General features: G+C 56.7%; 14 protein-coding genes and 1 riboswitch. Of the genes, 6 read left to right on the plus strand and 8 right to left on the minus strand.

Annotated elements, in window-relative coordinates; genetic code table 11:
- Positions 1–4: 4 nt before the first annotated feature.
- Positions 5–739 carry a FadR/GntR family transcriptional regulator gene (locus tag CQ018_RS06765; protein WP_105549351.1) on the plus strand — a complete coding sequence of 245 codons (735 nt, stop codon included), beginning with the start codon at positions 5–7 and terminating at the stop codon, positions 737–739.
- A gap of 40 nt (positions 740–779) precedes the next feature.
- Here CQ018_RS06765 and CQ018_RS06770 read toward each other — a convergent pair whose 3' ends face one another.
- Positions 780–1,169 (minus strand): DUF1304 domain-containing protein, encoded by a 390-nt coding sequence (locus CQ018_RS06770; RefSeq protein ID WP_105549209.1) that lies wholly within the window; start codon positions 1,167–1,169, stop codon positions 780–782.
- Positions 1,170–1,365: 196 nt separating this feature from the next.
- Between CQ018_RS06770 and CQ018_RS06775 the strand changes: the two genes are divergently transcribed.
- Positions 1,366–2,604, plus strand: a complete 1,239-nt coding sequence (locus CQ018_RS06775; protein ID WP_258142420.1) for an MFS transporter — start codon at positions 1,366–1,368, stop codon at positions 2,602–2,604.
- Positions 2,605–2,669: 65 nt separating this feature from the next.
- On the opposite strand, the gene CQ018_RS06780 is transcribed toward CQ018_RS06775, so the two are convergent.
- The 6 genes from CQ018_RS06780 to CQ018_RS06805 form a co-directional block, all read right to left on the minus strand.
- A complete protein-coding gene (locus tag CQ018_RS06780) occupies positions 2,670–4,136 on the minus strand; it encodes an amino acid permease (protein ID WP_105549353.1) in 1,467 nt (488 codons plus the stop codon).
- A 455-nt stretch (positions 4,137–4,591) separates the two neighbouring features.
- Positions 4,592–6,379: a bifunctional UDP-sugar hydrolase/5'-nucleotidase gene (locus tag CQ018_RS06785; RefSeq protein WP_258142421.1), complete on the minus strand. Its 1,788-nt coding sequence runs from the start codon at positions 6,377–6,379 to the stop codon at positions 4,592–4,594.
- Between the two features lie 210 nt (positions 6,380–6,589).
- Positions 6,590–7,135 (minus strand): OsmC family protein, encoded by a 546-nt coding sequence (locus CQ018_RS06790; protein WP_105549211.1) that lies wholly within the window; start codon positions 7,133–7,135, stop codon positions 6,590–6,592.
- Between the two features lie 38 nt (positions 7,136–7,173).
- Positions 7,174–7,292, minus strand: a riboswitch (SAM riboswitch).
- 86 nt (positions 7,293–7,378) lie between these two features.
- Complete coding sequence (locus CQ018_RS06795; protein ID WP_105549212.1) at positions 7,379–7,870, minus strand: MarR family winged helix-turn-helix transcriptional regulator; 492 nt, start codon at positions 7,868–7,870, stop codon at positions 7,379–7,381.
- A gap of 175 nt (positions 7,871–8,045) precedes the next feature.
- On the minus strand, positions 8,046–8,576 hold the full coding sequence (locus CQ018_RS06800; RefSeq protein ID WP_105549213.1) for a MarR family winged helix-turn-helix transcriptional regulator: 531 nt from the start codon (positions 8,574–8,576) through the stop codon (positions 8,046–8,048).
- 2 nt (positions 8,577–8,578) lie between these two features.
- Positions 8,579–10,255, minus strand: coding sequence for an MDR family MFS transporter (locus CQ018_RS06805; RefSeq protein ID WP_105549214.1), 1,677 nt, complete (start codon positions 10,253–10,255; stop codon positions 8,579–8,581).
- Positions 10,256–10,517: 262 nt separating this feature from the next.
- On the opposite strand from CQ018_RS06805, the gene CQ018_RS06810 reads away from it, so the two are divergent.
- On the plus strand, positions 10,518–10,940 hold the full coding sequence (locus tag CQ018_RS06810; RefSeq protein WP_105549215.1) for a VOC family protein: 423 nt from the start codon (positions 10,518–10,520) through the stop codon (positions 10,938–10,940).
- Between the two features lie 86 nt (positions 10,941–11,026).
- Here CQ018_RS06810 and CQ018_RS06815 read toward each other — a convergent pair whose 3' ends face one another.
- The gene (locus CQ018_RS06815; RefSeq protein ID WP_105549216.1) at positions 11,027–11,341 is read right to left on the minus strand and encodes a DUF2249 domain-containing protein; all 315 of its coding nucleotides are present in this window, start codon (positions 11,339–11,341) and stop codon (positions 11,027–11,029) included.
- A gap of 137 nt (positions 11,342–11,478) precedes the next feature.
- On the opposite strand from CQ018_RS06815, the gene CQ018_RS06820 reads away from it, so the two are divergent.
- Genes CQ018_RS06820 through CQ018_RS06830 form a run of 3 tightly spaced genes read left to right on the plus strand, consistent with a single transcriptional unit; the run spans position 11,479 to position 16,206 of the window.
- Positions 11,479–12,186 (plus strand): metalloregulator ArsR/SmtB family transcription factor, encoded by a 708-nt coding sequence (locus CQ018_RS06820; protein ID WP_105549217.1) that lies wholly within the window; start codon positions 11,479–11,481, stop codon positions 12,184–12,186.
- Positions 12,183–13,490, plus strand: coding sequence for a hypothetical protein (locus CQ018_RS06825; RefSeq protein ID WP_219844007.1), 1,308 nt, complete (start codon positions 12,183–12,185; stop codon positions 13,488–13,490). Before CQ018_RS06820 ends, CQ018_RS06825 begins: the two co-directional genes overlap by 4 nt.
- 25 nt (positions 13,491–13,515) lie before the next feature.
- Positions 13,516–16,206, plus strand: a complete 2,691-nt coding sequence (locus tag CQ018_RS06830) for a multicopper oxidase domain-containing protein (protein WP_105549218.1) — start codon at positions 13,516–13,518, stop codon at positions 16,204–16,206.
- The last annotated feature ends 100 nt before the right edge of the window (positions 16,207–16,306 follow it).

A 16,306-nucleotide genomic window follows, 5' to 3' on the forward strand; every position in this document is an offset into this window, starting at 1 on the left:
CTGTGTGGCAAACAACGTAAACACACCCGCGCTCCCCGCACGCGCCTATGAAGTGGTGCTCAAGAGTGTCGAGGCAGACCTACTCGCGGGGAAGATCAAACTTGGCGACCAGCTTCCCGGTGAGCGGATCTTGGCCGAACGCCACGGAATCTCTCGTGCCTCAGTGCGCGATGCCATCCGCATCCTTGATGCCATGGGCGTTATACGCACCTCCACCGGCTCGGGGCCCAACTCCGGGGCCGTGATCATTTCCAACCCAGCGGTGGGGCTCTCCGCCGCCTTACGCCTGCATGTTGCCTCACGCCAACTCTCGGTTGGGGACATCGTCGAATCCCGCATACTGCTAGAAACCTGGGCAGCGGAATCCGCGGATCTTGGAACAGATCCGGAGCGTAGCAAGGCTGTACTTGAACGTACCGCCGAACTCTTAATTGCCATGGACGACCCGAGCCTTGACCGCGAAGAATTCCACGATCTTGACTCCCAATTCCATGTATTGCTTTCCTCGTTGGCAGGAAATGCTGTCATCGAGGCAATGATGGAATCCTTGCGCCTATCCATTAGTGATTACGTCAGCGATTCAATTGAGGACGACGCAAGCTGGGAACGCATTGCAGCGGTGCTACGTACCCAGCACCACGCGATCCATGCGGCGGTTGCCGTGGGGAACGGACCCGAGGCGGCACAGCGATTGCGAGAACACATTCAGTGGTTCTATAACCAATCCCACAAGCTCTAAAAGATATTTTGATGTGCCGCGAGCCGATGCGTGCCCGTAGCTAAGAACGTAGATAAATAATGCACCAGCCACCGGCCAACGCGGGAACCACCAGTTGGATCAGCGCGGCTCGGAGCATATTTGGTGCTGAAATCATCAAAATTAACCCGGAGGCAACCATTGAGCCGGTACCTGCCAAGAACAATGCGGCCCCGGCCCCAAGGGTTCCTTGCAACAAGAGAACCCCACCCACCACCGTCATGATGGCAAGAAATAGGTTGTAAAAACCCTGGTTGAATGCCAACTGACGGGTGTATGCGGCCTGTTCGGTGCTGCGGATTCCAAAGATCTTGTGAGTTGATTCCTTGTCCCAGAACAGGGACTCGAGCGCAAAAATATATAGATGGATCAATGCTGCCAATCCGCCCAGCACTACCGAAATAATCAACATAGTGGTGCGCCCTTCCTCGTGGTGGTCCTGACCCTTTAGCACTCAACTATGCACCCGGTGCCAACCAAGTATCTAGTGCCACAGGCAACACCGAGTACGCTCCGGCGCGCTAGTTGGGGGTTGTAAGTGCGTGAGTTTGACCTCCATACGCGTAACTTCGTGCTTGAGAGACCTGCAAGGGTCGTAATCTGTGAAGATGCCCAACGCCTCAACCTCGGTAACGCCCATGACCTCACGCACGGGTTTCACCCTGCTTTCCCTTGCCGCAGTGGTGCTGGTGGGGCTCAATCTACGCGCCGGTATTACCAGTGCTTCGGCACTGTTCCACGACCTGCAGCTCTTCTTGGGCTATGGTCCACTGATCGCCGCGTTGCTACCCTCCATCCCCACGCTTGTCTTTGCCGTGGCTGGGGCGGGAACGGCATGGATTGCACGGCGCATAGGACTAGCCGGAACCATCATGCTGGCATTGAGCGTGTTAGCGGTGGGCCTCGGCTTCCGCGCCATCCCTACTACCTGGGCGCTGCTTGCCGGAACCGTTGCAGCAATGTGTGGCATCGCGCTGTGCAACGTGGCAATGCCATCGTTTATTCGTCAGCACTTCGCGGAAAAAACCTCGATGATGACAGGCGTTTACACGGTTACCATGTCCGTGGGTGCCACCGCCGCCTCCTCGCTTAGCGTCCCCCTGGCGTTGGCTGCGGGATCGCCAACACTGGGACTCGCAACGTGGGGTTTCCTAGCGCTTGCCGGTGCACTGGCCTTTGTTCCGTTCCTGATGATGGCTCGGGCAGATAAGACTAAAGCCGCGGCAACTGAAACTACGACGGGCAAGGGAATCAACCCGTTTGCGCTCCTGCGCACCGGCCGCGGACTGGTCATCACCGGGCTTTTTAGCGTCCAATCCCTGATGGCTTACGCGATTATGAGCTGGCTGCCCAGCGTGCTGATTTCCCGCTCCATGTCCCCGGCAGATGCCGGAGTGATTCTTGGGGTGCTCCAACTTGTCTCTATCCCGGCAACAATGCTCTCGCTGTGGATGGTCAATAAAAGGAATATGCTCCGCGGGGCAATCATGATGTGCTCGATCAGCGTCGGACTGGGGCTTGCGGGTCTATTGGTGTTACCGCTGGGTCTTGCCTGGCTGTGCGCGGTGGCCATGGGCATCGGCTTCTCGATCTTCCCGCTGGTATTACTGATCATCTCCCAAAGCGGAGATACTGCAGAAGAAACCACTGCCATGAGCACCCTCGCCCAATCGGTGGGTTACCTGGTTGCTACCAGCGGCCCGTTCGGGATGGGACTGCTCTACGCTGCATCCGAATCGTGGACGCTACCGATTCTGCTACTCATTGGAGTTGCCTGCATCCAGCTATGCCTTGGCATCGCAGCGAGCTCCTACCGCAAGAATGCGCCACGACGCAGCGCGGCATAAAACTTCGGCCCCTGAACATCCTGTAAGCAGGACGCTAAGGGGCCGAAAACCGAATCGCGTGGGGCCTAGTTCTTCGCCAGGGCTTCCTCTTCTTCAAGATCTGCCGGGCCAGAAAGGTCCATTTGATCCAGCGGGACTACCTTGTCCTTGGTGATCCGTGCATGGATGATCCACAGGCCAAAGAAGATCGGCAGGCCAATGTATGAGGAAAGTACCTCCATGCCCCGCCCCGCCAAGACCGCCTCATAGTTCTGACCGGCAATCACCAAAATCAGCACAGCAAAGGCCAAGATTGGGCCGATCGGGAACCACGAAGCCCGGTAGGGAAGGTCGCTAACCTTATTGCCCTGGGCCAGGAAACCGCGACGGAATCTATAGTGCGAGACCGCAATTCCCGCCCACACAATAAATCCGCAGAGTCCCGAGACATTTAGCAGCCAGGAATATGCGGCTCCTTGTCCGACGATTGCCGAGAGGAAACCGAAGAGGCCAACCGCTGCAGTTGCCAAGAGTGCTGCCATGGGAACGCCACGGGAATTGGTACGACCAAAAATCTTCGGTGCCTTGCCGTCATGAGCCATGGCATAAAGCATGCGTGTTGAGGCATATAGGCCGGAGTTGCCTGCCGAAAGGATCGCGGTGAGGATCACCGCATTCATGAGGGCAGCGGCAAAGGCAATCCCGGCACGTTCAAAGACCAGGGTGAATGGAGAGGCAGCAATATCGGCTTCGCCGGAGGCTAACAGGCTTGGATCGTTGAAGGAGACAAGCGTGCCAATGATGAAGATGGCGCCAATGTAGAAGAGCATGATGCGCCAGAAGACGGTGCGAATAGCCCGGGGTACTTCGCGGCGAGGGTTCTTTGCCTCACCCGCGGCAACACCCACAAGTTCGGTGCCTTGGAAGGAGAATCCGGCGATCATGAAGACAGAAATAATTGAGATCCAACCACCGTGGAATACGTCCTCACGGTTTTCCCAGTTGCTCATTCCCGGGGAGGAATCTCCAAGAATGCCCAAGATCATCAGTACCCCGGCAATCAGGAAGGCAATCACGGCAATGACCTTGATCATTGAGAGCCAGAATTCGGACTCACCAAAGGCCTTGGCCGACAAAGCGTTGAGCCCGGTGAGCAACACCAAAAATACTCCGGCCCAGATCCACCCGGGGACATCTGGTAGCCAGAAACTCATGATGATGCCAGCGGCAACAAGTTCGGCTGCCACGGTAATGGCCCAGTTGAACCAGTAGTTCCAGCCAATGGCGAAGCCAAATGAGGGGGAGACAAAGCGTGTCGCATAGGTTTGGAAGGATCCGGCAACAGGGATTTTTGCCGACATTTCGCCCAGTGACTGCATGAGCAGGAAGACCATGAGACCAACCAGCGCGTAGGCGACAAGTGCGCCGCCCGGGCCCGCTTGGGAGATGGTGCCGCCGGAAGCGACGAACAGGCCGGTGCCGATGGCGCCACCAATGGCGATCATCTGCATGTGGCGGCTGCTGAGGCCACGCTTGAGTTCGTTGCCCTCCATAGACAGGGTGGTAGTGCCCGGTGTTGAGGGCTGCTCATCAAGAGCTACCGGTGCTCCGCTGGGCAAGTCGCCAGGGACTTGGCTGTTCTGCTGCATTGGTGAAGCTTCCTCGCTGCTGATCATTCTGGATCAAGACCATGCCGCTGTCATTGATCTAAAACGGGGATCGGCCCGATCCCCGGGTGAGTCGAATCGGATGACCGGCTAAGAGATCATGCCCGGGTATCGAAACAACAATGTTCATTATGACGCTCATGGGTCATAAAGACAGAATCGGTGCATTTGGCCATGCTTCGGACTATCGTGTCCGGCAACACAAATCGTTCCCCGCGTGTAGTTTGCGGTATTTGCTTCACGTTACGAACACAACAGGTGGGGAACCGTTTCATAATTTGTTGTGAAATGGTTCCCCACCTGCCTGTATGAAATTTGTGCAGCGGTGTTTAGCGCAGTGCTTATTGAGCTGCCTGTGCCCTGCCTAATGGCGCCGGATCGACCATGGGGTGAGCCTTGAAGTACTCAATGCCCGCGACAAGGTCAATCTGACCCGAATCTGCGCTATTTGTTCCCTGAGTGAAGGTTCCAAAGTTATCTCCACCGGTTGCCAGGAACGAGTTGGTGACAATCCGGAACGTCGCATCCATTGCCACCGGTTGTCCCTGGTAACTCATCGAGAGGATGTGTTCACCGCGCGGAGCATTCGGAGCATAGGTGTAAGAGAAACCCTCGGAAATACCCAGATGCAGTTTGGGACGCGAAGAGCCCTCGGGCTGCCACTGTTCTTCGAGCACCGATTTGATCTGTGCGCCGGTCAAATCCATGGTGAAGAGCGTATTGCCGAACGGTTGGACCGATGCAGCATCCTTATAGGTCACCGTTCCATCGGTGCCGTAGAGCAGATCGGCACGTAGCCCACCGGGATTCATGAAAGCAATCTGTGTGGGAATTCCGCCAAATGACTCGTTAGAGGTTGCCCAGTGGTGCATATCTGCGACCAAGTTACCCAGCGAGGATTCAACACCTCGGTCAGATCCATTGGTGCCACCACGCAGAACGCTTGCGCTAATATTTCCGATCTTTTGTGTGCCAACAACTTCGGCCTGTTTGACCGCGGCATCAACAATGCTTGCCACCTTGGGAACCGGAGTAAAGCGTGGAACTGTGCTGCCATCTGGCCCAATGGTGGTTAGCGAGATCAGCCCGCCTTCGAGTCCCACCACTTGCTTCTGCCCCTTGGAGACCTCAATCTTCAGGGTATCGAGAGTGGTTCCATATTGGTGAGCCTGTAATACCGGACGTTCAAGTCCCTTGGTCCATCCGGCCACCGGGTAGGAGCAAGCGTAGCCAATGTGCGTATGTCCGGAAATAATCGCATCCACCTTGGAAGATGCCTGACGAATCAAATCACCATAGGAGGTGTCTTCGGTGCCAATCGAGGCACAATTGCTACTCGAGGATCCCTCATGGGTCAGCAGCACAATCACATCTGCCTCACCATTTTTCTTGTTCCCGTCACTGAGCTGAGTCGCAACCCGATTCACCGCTTCAACCTGGTCACCAAAATCGAGTCCGGAAATACCGGCGGGCGTCACCAGCGTTGCTGTTTGGTCGGTCACGGTTCCAATGATGCCAACGGTGACCCCATTGAGCTTGCGCAGCGCATACTCCTGCAATGCGGGGGTCTTGGTGCCCTTTATATAAACGTTGGCTCCCAGTGCGTAGTCGGCACCAGCCGCAGCGTCCCCCTGGCCGTAGCGGGGGATCACCCGGTTGATCAGGTCATCAAATCCACGATCAAACTCATGGTTACCCACGGCCGAAACATCAAGCCCCGCGGCGACCAGCGCGTCGATCGTTGGGTCATCCTGCTGCGAGAACGAGGTAAAAGTTGAAGCCCCAATGTTATCGCCGGCCGAAACAAAGAGCGTGTTCTTAGTGCGCTGCTTGTAGTCCTTGACCGCCCCGGCCAGTACCGAGGCACCGGCTTCGGCACCGTTGGCCTCGATGCGGCCATGGAAGTCATTGATGCCCACCAGTTCGATGGTGGTCACCGGGGTGTTCTTGTCCTTTTGTGCTTGCCCCGGCGCCTTGGGCTTTGGGGCAGCGTTGGCAGGTCCTGCCGCGGATGCGCCAACCAGTGCCAGTGCTGCTGCCGCCACCAGCAGGGGGCGGTACTTGCGGTGTTGTTCGGACACGTTTTCTCCCTTGGCTCTGAGCTCTGCTGCCATTGGCTTCAAATTCATCCCCGAGGGACCTAAACTTCCGTATTGCCTAGGTGGAATTGCCGCAAGCATCAACTACATGCGTCAACGCTGGCGCACATGTTGGTGATACTACCCAGAGGTGACTTTCAAGCCAATAGGTACTGCACACTCGAGTATTCGCTGGTGCCAAACAACAACGATGGGGCCGCCACACAGTGTGGCGGTCCCATCTGGGAAGTGCTTATAAAACTAGTTGGCTAGCACCAGTTCAACGCTGATGGGTGTTGGATTGGCGATGATGTCAAAGACCGGGCAGTGCGCATCGACGGTGTCCTGCAGTTCCCTGTAGCGTTCCGGGGTTTCCGGGCCAGTGAGCTGAACGATTAGGCGCACCCCGGAGAACCCTGGACGGGTATTTTCATCGATGCCAAAGAGTCCGCGCACATCAAGATCGCCTTGCGCATCGATCTTCAGAGAATCAATCTTGATACCCAACTGGTGTGCATAGAGCCGGTAAACGACAACCTGGCAGGAGATCAACGCACCAAGCGCGTATTCAACGGGGCTCGCAGCCTCATCGTCACCGGCAAGGCCCACCGGCTCATCAACTAAGAAGGAGTGCGTGCCACTGGTGATCTGGGTGGCTACCGAGCCCTGTGCGGTGCCGGAGGTTTTGAAGGTTAGCGATGCGCTTGCCGTGTTTGCTGCGATGCGTTCACCCCAGGCACTGCCCGCGGCATTGAGCTTTTCGGCGCGCAGTAGCTCCGGGGTGGTTTCAAGAAGAGTTTCGGACATGAGAAGAATCCTTGTCGTGGTGGCGCGTGCCAGACACGTCGCCATACTTACGCCGGTCCGGTTGGGCGGCGTCGAATCTTCATCTGGAGCACCCCACTATGACGAAGGGGGTTGCCGTCCAACCGGCCAGAGCCGTGAATGGTTGGAACTCGTGATTCTTTATAAAAGTTTGCCCGAGCGTGCTGTGGAGGACAAATACGATGCTTCATGAATCGTCATGAAGCTAGAGGTGCCACCACGTTGCTAAGCATCAGTTGAGGCATTCAGCCTGCCCAAAAGATCGCTGAAGCGGCGGATTTCTTCGGGGTCCCACTGTGAAAGACGTTCACGCAGTAACGTGCGTGCCTGTGCGCCCGAAGCAAACCAAGCCTCGGCTGCCGAGTCTGTGATGCTGACCAGCATGGCGCGGCCATCGTTGGGGTCAGCCACGCGGGTCACCAGGCCTTGAGCCTGAAGTTGTTTGATGGTTCGGCTAATGGTTGCCTTGTCCACCTGAAGTTCATCGGCAAGCACTATCTGCTGCTGGGCCTGTTGTCGAACAAGAATTGAAAGCACCCGGTAGCCCAAGGGTTGAAGTTCCGGGTGGATTGAAAGGGCTCGCCTGCGAATTGCATTGCGGGCATTGACCACCATGATTGAAAATTCCTTCTCAACCTCGGCCATAAGAGGTTCAAGGCTCTGCGGCACCACTGAGTCTTGGATCGCCGGGTGCTCTTCATCGAACGGGGTAGTCATGAGCCTATTTTATGCCCCAACGGCGAAAGCTTGAGCACCTTGAATCACCAATACCTTGCGGTGCCTCATAAATCGCCCATTAAATGCGCTGGCCCCGCCCCACAAACTCTCGGGGCGGGGCCAGCTAGATCAACACTCAGGTGCCTATAGTGCTCACGGAACGCATAAATGAGGCTTAGCTCGCGGGTGGAACCTGATGCTCGTGGAGCATTACCGAGGAAACGTTCAAGCGTGCCAAAAGATCGGAAAACCTCTTGATTTCCGCCGGTTCCCATGTAGCAAGCCGCTCCCGCATCAGGGTCCGGGAACCAATGCCAGCTGCAACAAATGAACTACGTGCCGATTCGGTGATACTCACCAGCATGGCCCGCCCATCCGCGGGATCTGGGATGCGGGTGACCAGCCCCTGAACCTCAAGTTGTTTGATAGTTCGGCTCATCGTTGCCTTATCTACCTCGAGCTCTTCGGCAAGTGCAATTTGTTGGTGAGCCGGTTGTCGAACCAATACCGAGAGAACCTTGTAGCCTAACGGTTGTAATTCTGGGTGGATTGACTGAGCACGCCTGCGGATAGCGATTCGTGCCTTGTAGACCATCGTTGAAAATTCATTTTCAACATCTTGAATCAGGGTACTGAGCACCGGATCTTCATGTGCCGGGGCGGGGGTGCTGACCCCGGATGAGAAGCAAGGAGAATTAACGTTCATGATCAGTGGCGTTGGGTCGGCTCAAGGTCATCGTCATTTGCCTCGGGCCTAGGTTCGGCTTTGATGCCCAAGGATGCATCGGAGGGGCTTGGTGCTGCATCTAGATCGTTGGCATCGATGACTATGCCACCAGCCTTCTCTTCAACCTCGCTGCGTTCGGTGCGCGTCATCTTGCTCAATGGCAAGTTCGGCAGGAAGATCACCGCAAGGATCGTGATCAGACCCAGCGGGGCCGCGATGGCGAAGATGTGTGCCACGGCGTCGCCGTAGACTGACTCGATGATTTGGCGGATCGATTCGGGCAGAGCACCCATTGCTGGCATGGTTCCGGAGGACATGGCCGCGGCTACTTCCTTGCCACCCTCGCCCAATGCTGCAATTGCTGCGCCGATTTCATCCTTACGTGCCGCAAGCATTTCTGGAATCTTCAGTGCAAGGACAGCACCAAGTGCTGCAACGCCGGCCGTTCCGCCCAATGAGCGGAAGAAGGCAACTGCGGAGCTGGCAACGCCGAGCTCCTTCTGCGGAACCGCGTTCTGGACTACCAGCACCATGTTCTGCATGACCATGCCAACGCCTGCACCAAGGAGGAACATGAATGTTGAGACAAGGACAAAGTTGGTGTCATAGCGGATTGTTCCTAGCAGGAACATTCCCGCCGTCTGCATGATCGAACCGGCAACCACATACATCTTCCACTTACCCGTGCGTGAAATCAGTGCACCGGCAACGGTTGAGAAGACCAACACGCCTGCCATCATGGGCAGTGTCATAAGTCCGGCATTGGTTGCGGATGCTCCGCGAGCCATAATCATGTACTGCGAGAGGAACACCGAGGTGCCAAACATTGTCACGCCAACGGACAGTGAGGCGATGACTGCCAAGGTGAAGGTTGCGTTCTTGAAGAGGTCTAGGTTGATCAGTGGTTCTTCTGCGCGGATTTCTACAATCACAAAGGCAATGAGTGCCAGGACCGAGCCGCCGACCATCCATGCGCTGGTGGGTGAAACCCAATCGAAGTTGGTCCCTGCCATGGAAACCCAGATCAGCAGCAGCGAAACGCCGGTAGAGAGCAGTACGATGCCGAAGTAGTCGATCTTGACCTTGCGCTTGGGAACTGCGGGAAGGTGCAAGGTGCGCTGAATGAGCAGGATGGCAATGACCGCCACCGGGAGAGCAACAAAGAAGTTCCAGCGCCAGTTGATAGTGTCGGTGATGAATCCACCGATCAGTGGTCCGGCCACGGTGCCCACTGCCATGATGGCCCCGAAGAGGCCCATATACTTACCGCGCTCGCGGGGGGAAATGATGTCGGCCATGACGACCTGGCTCAAGGCGGCCATGCCACCGCCGCCAAGACCCTGGAAGACACGCATGGTGATGAGCATGTTTGTATCTTGCGAGAAACCGGCGATTGCCGAGGCAACGACGAAGATTGCCAGCGAAAGTTGCAGAAGCAGCTTGCGGTTGCCGAGGTCGGCAAGTTTGCCCCAGATGGGGGTTGAGATGGTGGTGGCCAGCAGGGTTGCCGTCACTACCCAGGTGTAGGAAGTCTGGCTGCCGCCAAGGTCGGAGACGATGATCGGCAGTGAGCTAGCAACGACGGTTCCTGCAAGGATGGACACGAACATGCCCATCAATAGGCCGGTCAGCGATTGCATGACCTGGCGATGTGACATTTTTGCCGTCTCGCCGGGAAGTGTTTGGGGTGTAGACACAGAGGGGTCCTCAAAAAGCATTTGGATGGTTGATCTGTGTCAACTATAAAATTATTGGTTGCGCTAAGTCAACCAATTTAGTCCTTATGTGATCGGGTGCACTTCTGCTGATCTTCGGAGAACTCTCAGTAACTTTTTGGCTTATCGCTATTTGCTCCGTGGGTGAGTCGGGTCAGACTTGGCTGTGGGTTCGCGCTCGTGAACCGGAATGAAGGAGAAAATCATGTCAACGATTCTCAATCCCTACATCAGCTTCCGCGATCAGGCGCGTGCGGCCCTGGAGTTCTACCAGAGCATCTTCGGTGGAGAGCTCGACCTGCGCCCCTTTGGGGAATACGAGTTCGCTCGCACCGGAAATTCGGCAGAAGATACAAAAATTATGCACGGGCAGTTACGTGCGCCAGGGGGACTGAATGTAATGGCCGCCGATACCCCCGACTCCATGGAGTGGAAGGGTGGAACCGCCATTTCTATCGCACTGACCGGTGAGAATCGTGAAGAACTACAGGAGCACTGGGCCCGGCTCAGCCAGGATGCCGTTATTGGTCAAGAGCTGACTCGGGCTCCCTGGGGCGACTGGTTTGGGATGCTGACCGACAAGTTCGGCGTTGACTGGATGGTGAACATCGATGGGTCGGGGCAATAGGCGCAGCGGTATTTAAGAAGTATTGGGGGCAGTTCCGTGGAACTGCCCCCAACACTTTAAGGGCCGGGCTGGTTCGGTGCTACTTCTTAGGCCTTGCGCACTAGCTGCAAGTGCCATTCCTCGGGATCCTGCTTCAGGTAGATGATGTCGAATGCCCAGGGTGCGCGCTGCTCGAGCTGCTCAAGAAGTGGCAAGGGGTTGTGCGGGGCAATCAGGACGATCCCGCCGCCAACGGCAATCGAATCAATGGCACCAAAAATTGCCGCATGACGAATCGCGTGTGGAATCACGCGGGCATCGAGCTCGGGGTATCCGGCGTCGTGATCGCCGCAGGCGCACGCATGAACCGGAGCCTGCTGCTGTGCTTCTTCTTTGCTTGAAGAGATGACGATATCGGCCATTTTTTATCGAATCCTTTGCTTTGTGAACGACCATCGCCGCTCTGTTTTGGAAGCCACCACTTATTTTATTACAGTTAACTACGTGGAAAATAATCTGCGCCAATTATGACAGTGGTGCATCGGTGAGAGGAAGCCCTATGCAGCAGGCAAACGAGAATACCGCGCAGCCGGTGCGCAGGACTTCCTATGGGCGCCCGCTCTCGCCCACTCGAGCGAATATTCTCGAACTTGTTGAGATCCAGCCCGTCCCCACAACGCTCGCTGCCATCGTGCGCAACTGCGGACTGCATGAAAATACTGTCAGGACCCACCTCGATGAACTCACCCGCGATGGCTACCTACGCAAAACCAAAGCTGAAGCACAAGGCCGCGGGCGACCTGCCTGGCTGTTCTCGGCCGTAACCCCACTAGAACCTTCACCCTTCGCCGGTCTCACCTCGGCGCTTGCTGAGGTTCTGTACGAAACCAGCGATAACCCGACCCGCGACGCAAAACGTGCCGGCGCAAAATGGGGCAAACAACTTCAGTCCACACTTCCAGAAATCCGCGAAGCGGTAGCAGGCGTTGCCGAAGCCAAGGAACGGGTCATGGGTGTGCTTGATGGCATCGGTTTTGAACCAACTAGCGATGCAAGAACCGAAGAAATCACCCTAAACCGTTGCCCACTGATCGAAGCTGCCAATAAACACCCGGAGATTATCTGCAACGTACATTTGGGTATCATTGAGGGGGCTGCCGACTCAATGGGCTTTACCTCCGATGGCAGCGTATTGCTTCCGTTCTCCGCACCCGGGCAATGCTCACTGAACCTCGTGCTCAACCGGGCAAAGACCGGCTCGGCATGAGCGCCGGGCCGCGCACTTCCACCCGTACCCCGCGCCCACTTCCATGGCGCACCCTGCTCATGCTTCCAGCCGGACTCAGCCTTCTAGCAGGACTGAACGCTGCACTGACGCTGCTTGAACTTCCGGCACTTTTCAACGTTGCTGCTTGGTCCGAAGTCCACGGCATGGTCTTGGCCCTAGGATTTGTCGGCACGCTCGTTGCCCTAGAACGCGCGGTGGCATTGGGGAAACGCGTCGGTTATCTCAGCCCGCTGCTGATCGGGATTGGTTCGCTGCTCCTGCTGACCTCGCTTCCCCAAAACCTTGGAAAACTCGGACTGCTCTTGGGCATGGCCGGACTTATCTGGGTCTATATACCGCTTTGGCGCAGGCAACGTGACAACGCGGTATTGGTGCAGATGCTTGCTGCTGGACTCGGCACCGGGGCCGCATTGCTCTGGCTCGGTGGGTTGGATATGAACCTCTTGCTGCCATGGCTCGTAGCATTCGTGGTGCTCACCATTGCGGGGGAGCGCATTGAATTGGCACGCATCACCATGGGTGCACGTGCCGGGCGACGAATCGGCCAACTTTCGTGGGGTGTAACCTTCGGTGTTGTTGGCTCGCTGCTGTGGCCACAGTGGGGGTCTATCGCCTTTGGGCTCTCGTTAGTGGTGCTCACTGCATTTCTGGCCACCAACGATGTTGCCCGACGAACCATTAAAGCCACCGGGGCCACCCGATTTATGGCAGCCTGCATGCTTGCCGGCTACGCCTGGCTTAGCGTTGCCGCAATTACCTGGTGCTTTGGATTTCCAAGCACCCAGGCACGCTATGACACGGTGATTCACGCTGTCTTCCTGGGCTTCACCATGTCGATGATCATTGCCCACTCCTCAACGATTCTTCCCGCCGTCTTACGGCGCCCCTTGCCCTACCGCAAGATGATGTGGGCACCGGCAATATTGCTACATGCGGGATTACTGTTGCGCGTATGGATTGGTGACGGGCTTGGATATCACGGTGCATGGATCATTGGAAGCGTCATCAACATCATCGCATTACTACTCTTCTTTGCCTTCGCCATCCTCAGCGTCGCCCTCGGTGAGGTACCGTCCAAGACGCCACAGCGACAACGGCCAGACGCGCCAAAACCAGCAAGTGGCCTTGGTGTTGGCGCTCGCCCCGGTAGCCTTAGCCTCGGTCTAAGTGCCGGACCCAAAGGACAACCAAGACCATCTCAAAACCCGGGACAGGGCCTCGAAACTAGGCCACGATCTTCCACAGAACCACTAGTGCCAGCGAAGGACACACCGGATGAGTAAGAATCCAACCAGAGGATTTTGGCCCATGAGGGATTTGCCCGTTGCTATCTGGCTCATGGTTCTGGTGCTCACCACCCTGATTCACCGTGAGCTACCGGCCCCGCGCTGGCTGATGATTCACCTGATGCTGCTCGGTGCCATCTCTCACGCAATCCTCGTCTGGTCACAATACTTCGCCTTCGCCTTGCTACGTACCCAGGGCAGCCCTCGAGATCGAATCACCCAAAACTATCGCTTGCTATTGCTAAATATTGGCACCCTCGGAGTCTTTAGTGGAGTGCTTGGAAACCTGTGGTTAGTTACCGCTACAGGCGCTGCATTGATTGCCGCTGCAGCAATCTGGCATGGGATAAGTCTGTTCCAACGGATGCGACAGGCACTGCCTTCCCGTTTTGGTGCCACCGTCAAGTACTATATTTTCGCCGCAGCATTCTTGCCCGTCGGGGCACTGCTTGGTGCGATCCTCGCCGGCGGCTCGGCAATACCTGGCTACCAACAGACGACTCTTTCACACGCAATGCTCAACCTCCTGGGTTGGGTGGGGCTGACAGTCGCAGGAACCTTGGTGACCCTATGGCCCACCATGCTGCGTACCAAGATTGCCGATCACGCGGCCCGAAATTCCCAGCAAGCCTTGCCAATACTTGCCGGGTCCGCCGTCATTGCGGCGCTGGGTGCCGGGTTCAATATGCTTCCGGTGGCAGTTCTTGGATTAGTTGGCTACGTCGTGGGCCTCGGAATCATGGCAGGATCCTTTATTCAGGTGGCCCGCAATAAACCACCCAAGACTTTTTCTACGCTCTCGGTACTTGCTGCTGTTGGTTGGTGGATAGGCTGCCTGATTGCCATGGTTATCATGCTGGTTTCCACGGGAGAGATGAATGTCGCGTACAGCGGTTTTAGAAGTGTTGTGCCATACGTGGTGGCAGGCTTTGCTGCTCAGATTCTCTTGGGCGCACTCTCCTACCTGATTCCGGTGGTGCTTGGCGGGGGACCACGCCCGGTGCGTGCAGCAACAACGGTCTTTGACAAAGGCGCTGTACTGCGCGTGGTAACCGCAAACCTTGCACTACTTGCCTGCGTGCTTCCGGTGCCCTCACTTGTACGAGTGATCTGCTCGGTGCTATACCTCATTGCCATGTCTAGCTTCTTGATCCTGCTCTTTGCTGCGATGCGGGCCCACAAACTCGCCAAGCGGGAAATTGCAGCTGCTCCTGCGCCGACTCCCGGTTTGCGGCGTGAACGTGTGGCTCCGGAAGGCGATCGACCTGCCGGTCAGCGCGCGGGTCAGGCGATGGTGGGGCTGCTTGCAGTGGTTCTTGCCATCGCCATCGGTGTTGCCCTGGATCCGGCCTCCAGCGGAATCGCTGCCCCACCGGCAGCTAGCTCAAGTCAATCACTGGCGGCGCCAACCGAAGATGTGAAGACTCAAACCATCAAGGTTGAGGCAGCAAATATGCGTTTCACCCCGGCAGTAATAGAAGTTGAAGCCGGAACCCGACTGGTCATCGAACTAACTAATACCGACACCGCAGATACCCATGATCTGGTGCTTGCCGCCGGGGCCGACAGCGGGCGGCTCTCCCCGGGACAATCTGCAACCATCGATGCCGGGGTGATCACTCAGGACGTTGCTGGCTGGTGCTCGATAGTGGGCCACAAACAAATGGGCATGGTCTTCGAGATCAAGGTGACTGGCGAGGTATCATCCGATCCCGACTCAACACCGCAATCCGGCGCAATCGATGAAGCGCCAACCGGTCTCAGCTCTATGCATGGCTCCACGCACGGCACCCAGCCCTTGGCAACCGAGGGCACCCCCAAGCTCGACTTCCAAGCCAAACCAGCGACGGATTTCACGGCCCGCGACGCCCGCTTGCCCCAACTTGCACCCAAAAATAAGGATGGCAGCCCCACCACCCACAAGATCATGCTCACCGCGCAGGAAATGATCACCGAGGTGGCACCCGGTGTTCGGCAAAAACTCTGGACCTTCAATGGCACAGCGCCGGGCCCCCTGTTGCACGGGCGAGTGGGTGACACCTTTGAGGTGACGCTGAAAAATGATGGCACCATGGGCCACTCGATTGACTTCCATGCAGGTGCCTTGGCCCCCGATAAGCCCATGCGAACCATTGCCCCGGGTGAGTCACTGAACTACACCTTTACCGCCACCAAGGCCGGAATCTGGATGTATCACTGCTCCACGATGCCGATGAGTGCCCACATTGCTAATGGCATGTTTGGCACCGTGGTTATCGAGCCCGAGGATCTGCCCGAGGCTGACCGTTCCTATGTACTGACCCAATCCGAGTTCTACCTCGGTGCCCGGGACAAGGAAGTGAACGCTGATAAACTCGCGATCGAAACCCCCGACATGGTGGTTTTTAACGGCTATGCAAACCAGTATGACCACCGGCCGCTTGAAGCAACGGTGGGGCAACGGGTTCGCATTTGGTTGTTGGATGCCGGGCCAAACCGTGCTTCCTCGTTCCATATCATTGGAGGACAATTCGATACCACGTGGTTTGAGGGCGCGTATCTTTTAGACCGACGTGATGGCGGTGAAGGTGGCAGTCAGGCCTTGGCATTAGCGGTGGCTCAAGGCGGGTTTGTTGAGCTCGAATTCCCCGAGGCCGGTTCCTATCCTTTCGTTTCACACGTGATGATTGATGCCGAACGTGGCGCGCATGGGCTGTTCAAAGTCAGCAAGTAAGACCCAGCGTTTCAACGACTTAGGGCAAAGATTCGTTAAGTTTTGGGCATGCAACGGCACTAAATCCTTTGAACAACGGGTAAGAAAACTTCATTGGCGC

The organism is Arthrobacter sp. MYb227 (genome assembly GCF_002975435.1).
Lineage (GTDB): Bacteria > Actinomycetota > Actinomycetes > Actinomycetales > Micrococcaceae > Paeniglutamicibacter.

Bases quoted from the DNA above. Each gene is read 5' to 3' on its own strand.
- CQ018_RS06825 (WP_219844007.1), top strand. From the start codon at position 12,183: ATGAGCGCCGGGCCGCGCACTTCCACCCGTACCCCGCGCCCACTTCCA.
- CQ018_RS06795 (WP_105549212.1), bottom strand. From the start codon at position 7,870: ATGACTACCCCGTTCGATGAAGAGCACCCGGCGATCCAAGACTCAGTG.
- CQ018_RS06770 (WP_105549209.1), bottom strand. From the start codon at position 1,169: ATGTTGATTATTTCGGTAGTGCTGGGCGGATTGGCAGCATTGATCCAT.
- CQ018_RS06790 (WP_105549211.1), bottom strand. From the start codon at position 7,135: ATGTCCGAAACTCTTCTTGAAACCACCCCGGAGCTACTGCGCGCCGAA.
- CQ018_RS06815 (WP_105549216.1), bottom strand. From the start codon at position 11,341: ATGGCCGATATCGTCATCTCTTCAAGCAAAGAAGAAGCACAGCAGCAG.
- CQ018_RS06775 (WP_258142420.1), top strand. From the start codon at position 1,366: ATGCCCAACGCCTCAACCTCGGTAACGCCCATGACCTCACGCACGGGT.
- CQ018_RS06805 (WP_105549214.1), bottom strand. From the start codon at position 10,255: ATGTCACATCGCCAGGTCATGCAATCGCTGACCGGCCTATTGATGGGC.
- CQ018_RS06785 (WP_258142421.1), bottom strand. From the start codon at position 6,379: ATGAATTTGAAGCCAATGGCAGCAGAGCTCAGAGCCAAGGGAGAAAAC.
- CQ018_RS06800 (WP_105549213.1), bottom strand. From the start codon at position 8,576: ATGAACGTTAATTCTCCTTGCTTCTCATCCGGGGTCAGCACCCCCGCC.
- CQ018_RS06810 (WP_105549215.1), top strand. From the start codon at position 10,518: ATGTCAACGATTCTCAATCCCTACATCAGCTTCCGCGATCAGGCGCGT.
- CQ018_RS06780 (WP_105549353.1), bottom strand. From the start codon at position 4,136: ATGGAGGGCAACGAACTCAAGCGTGGCCTCAGCAGCCGCCACATGCAG.
- CQ018_RS06820 (WP_105549217.1), top strand. From the start codon at position 11,479: ATGCAGCAGGCAAACGAGAATACCGCGCAGCCGGTGCGCAGGACTTCC.
- CQ018_RS06830 (WP_105549218.1), top strand. From the start codon at position 13,516: ATGAGGGATTTGCCCGTTGCTATCTGGCTCATGGTTCTGGTGCTCACC.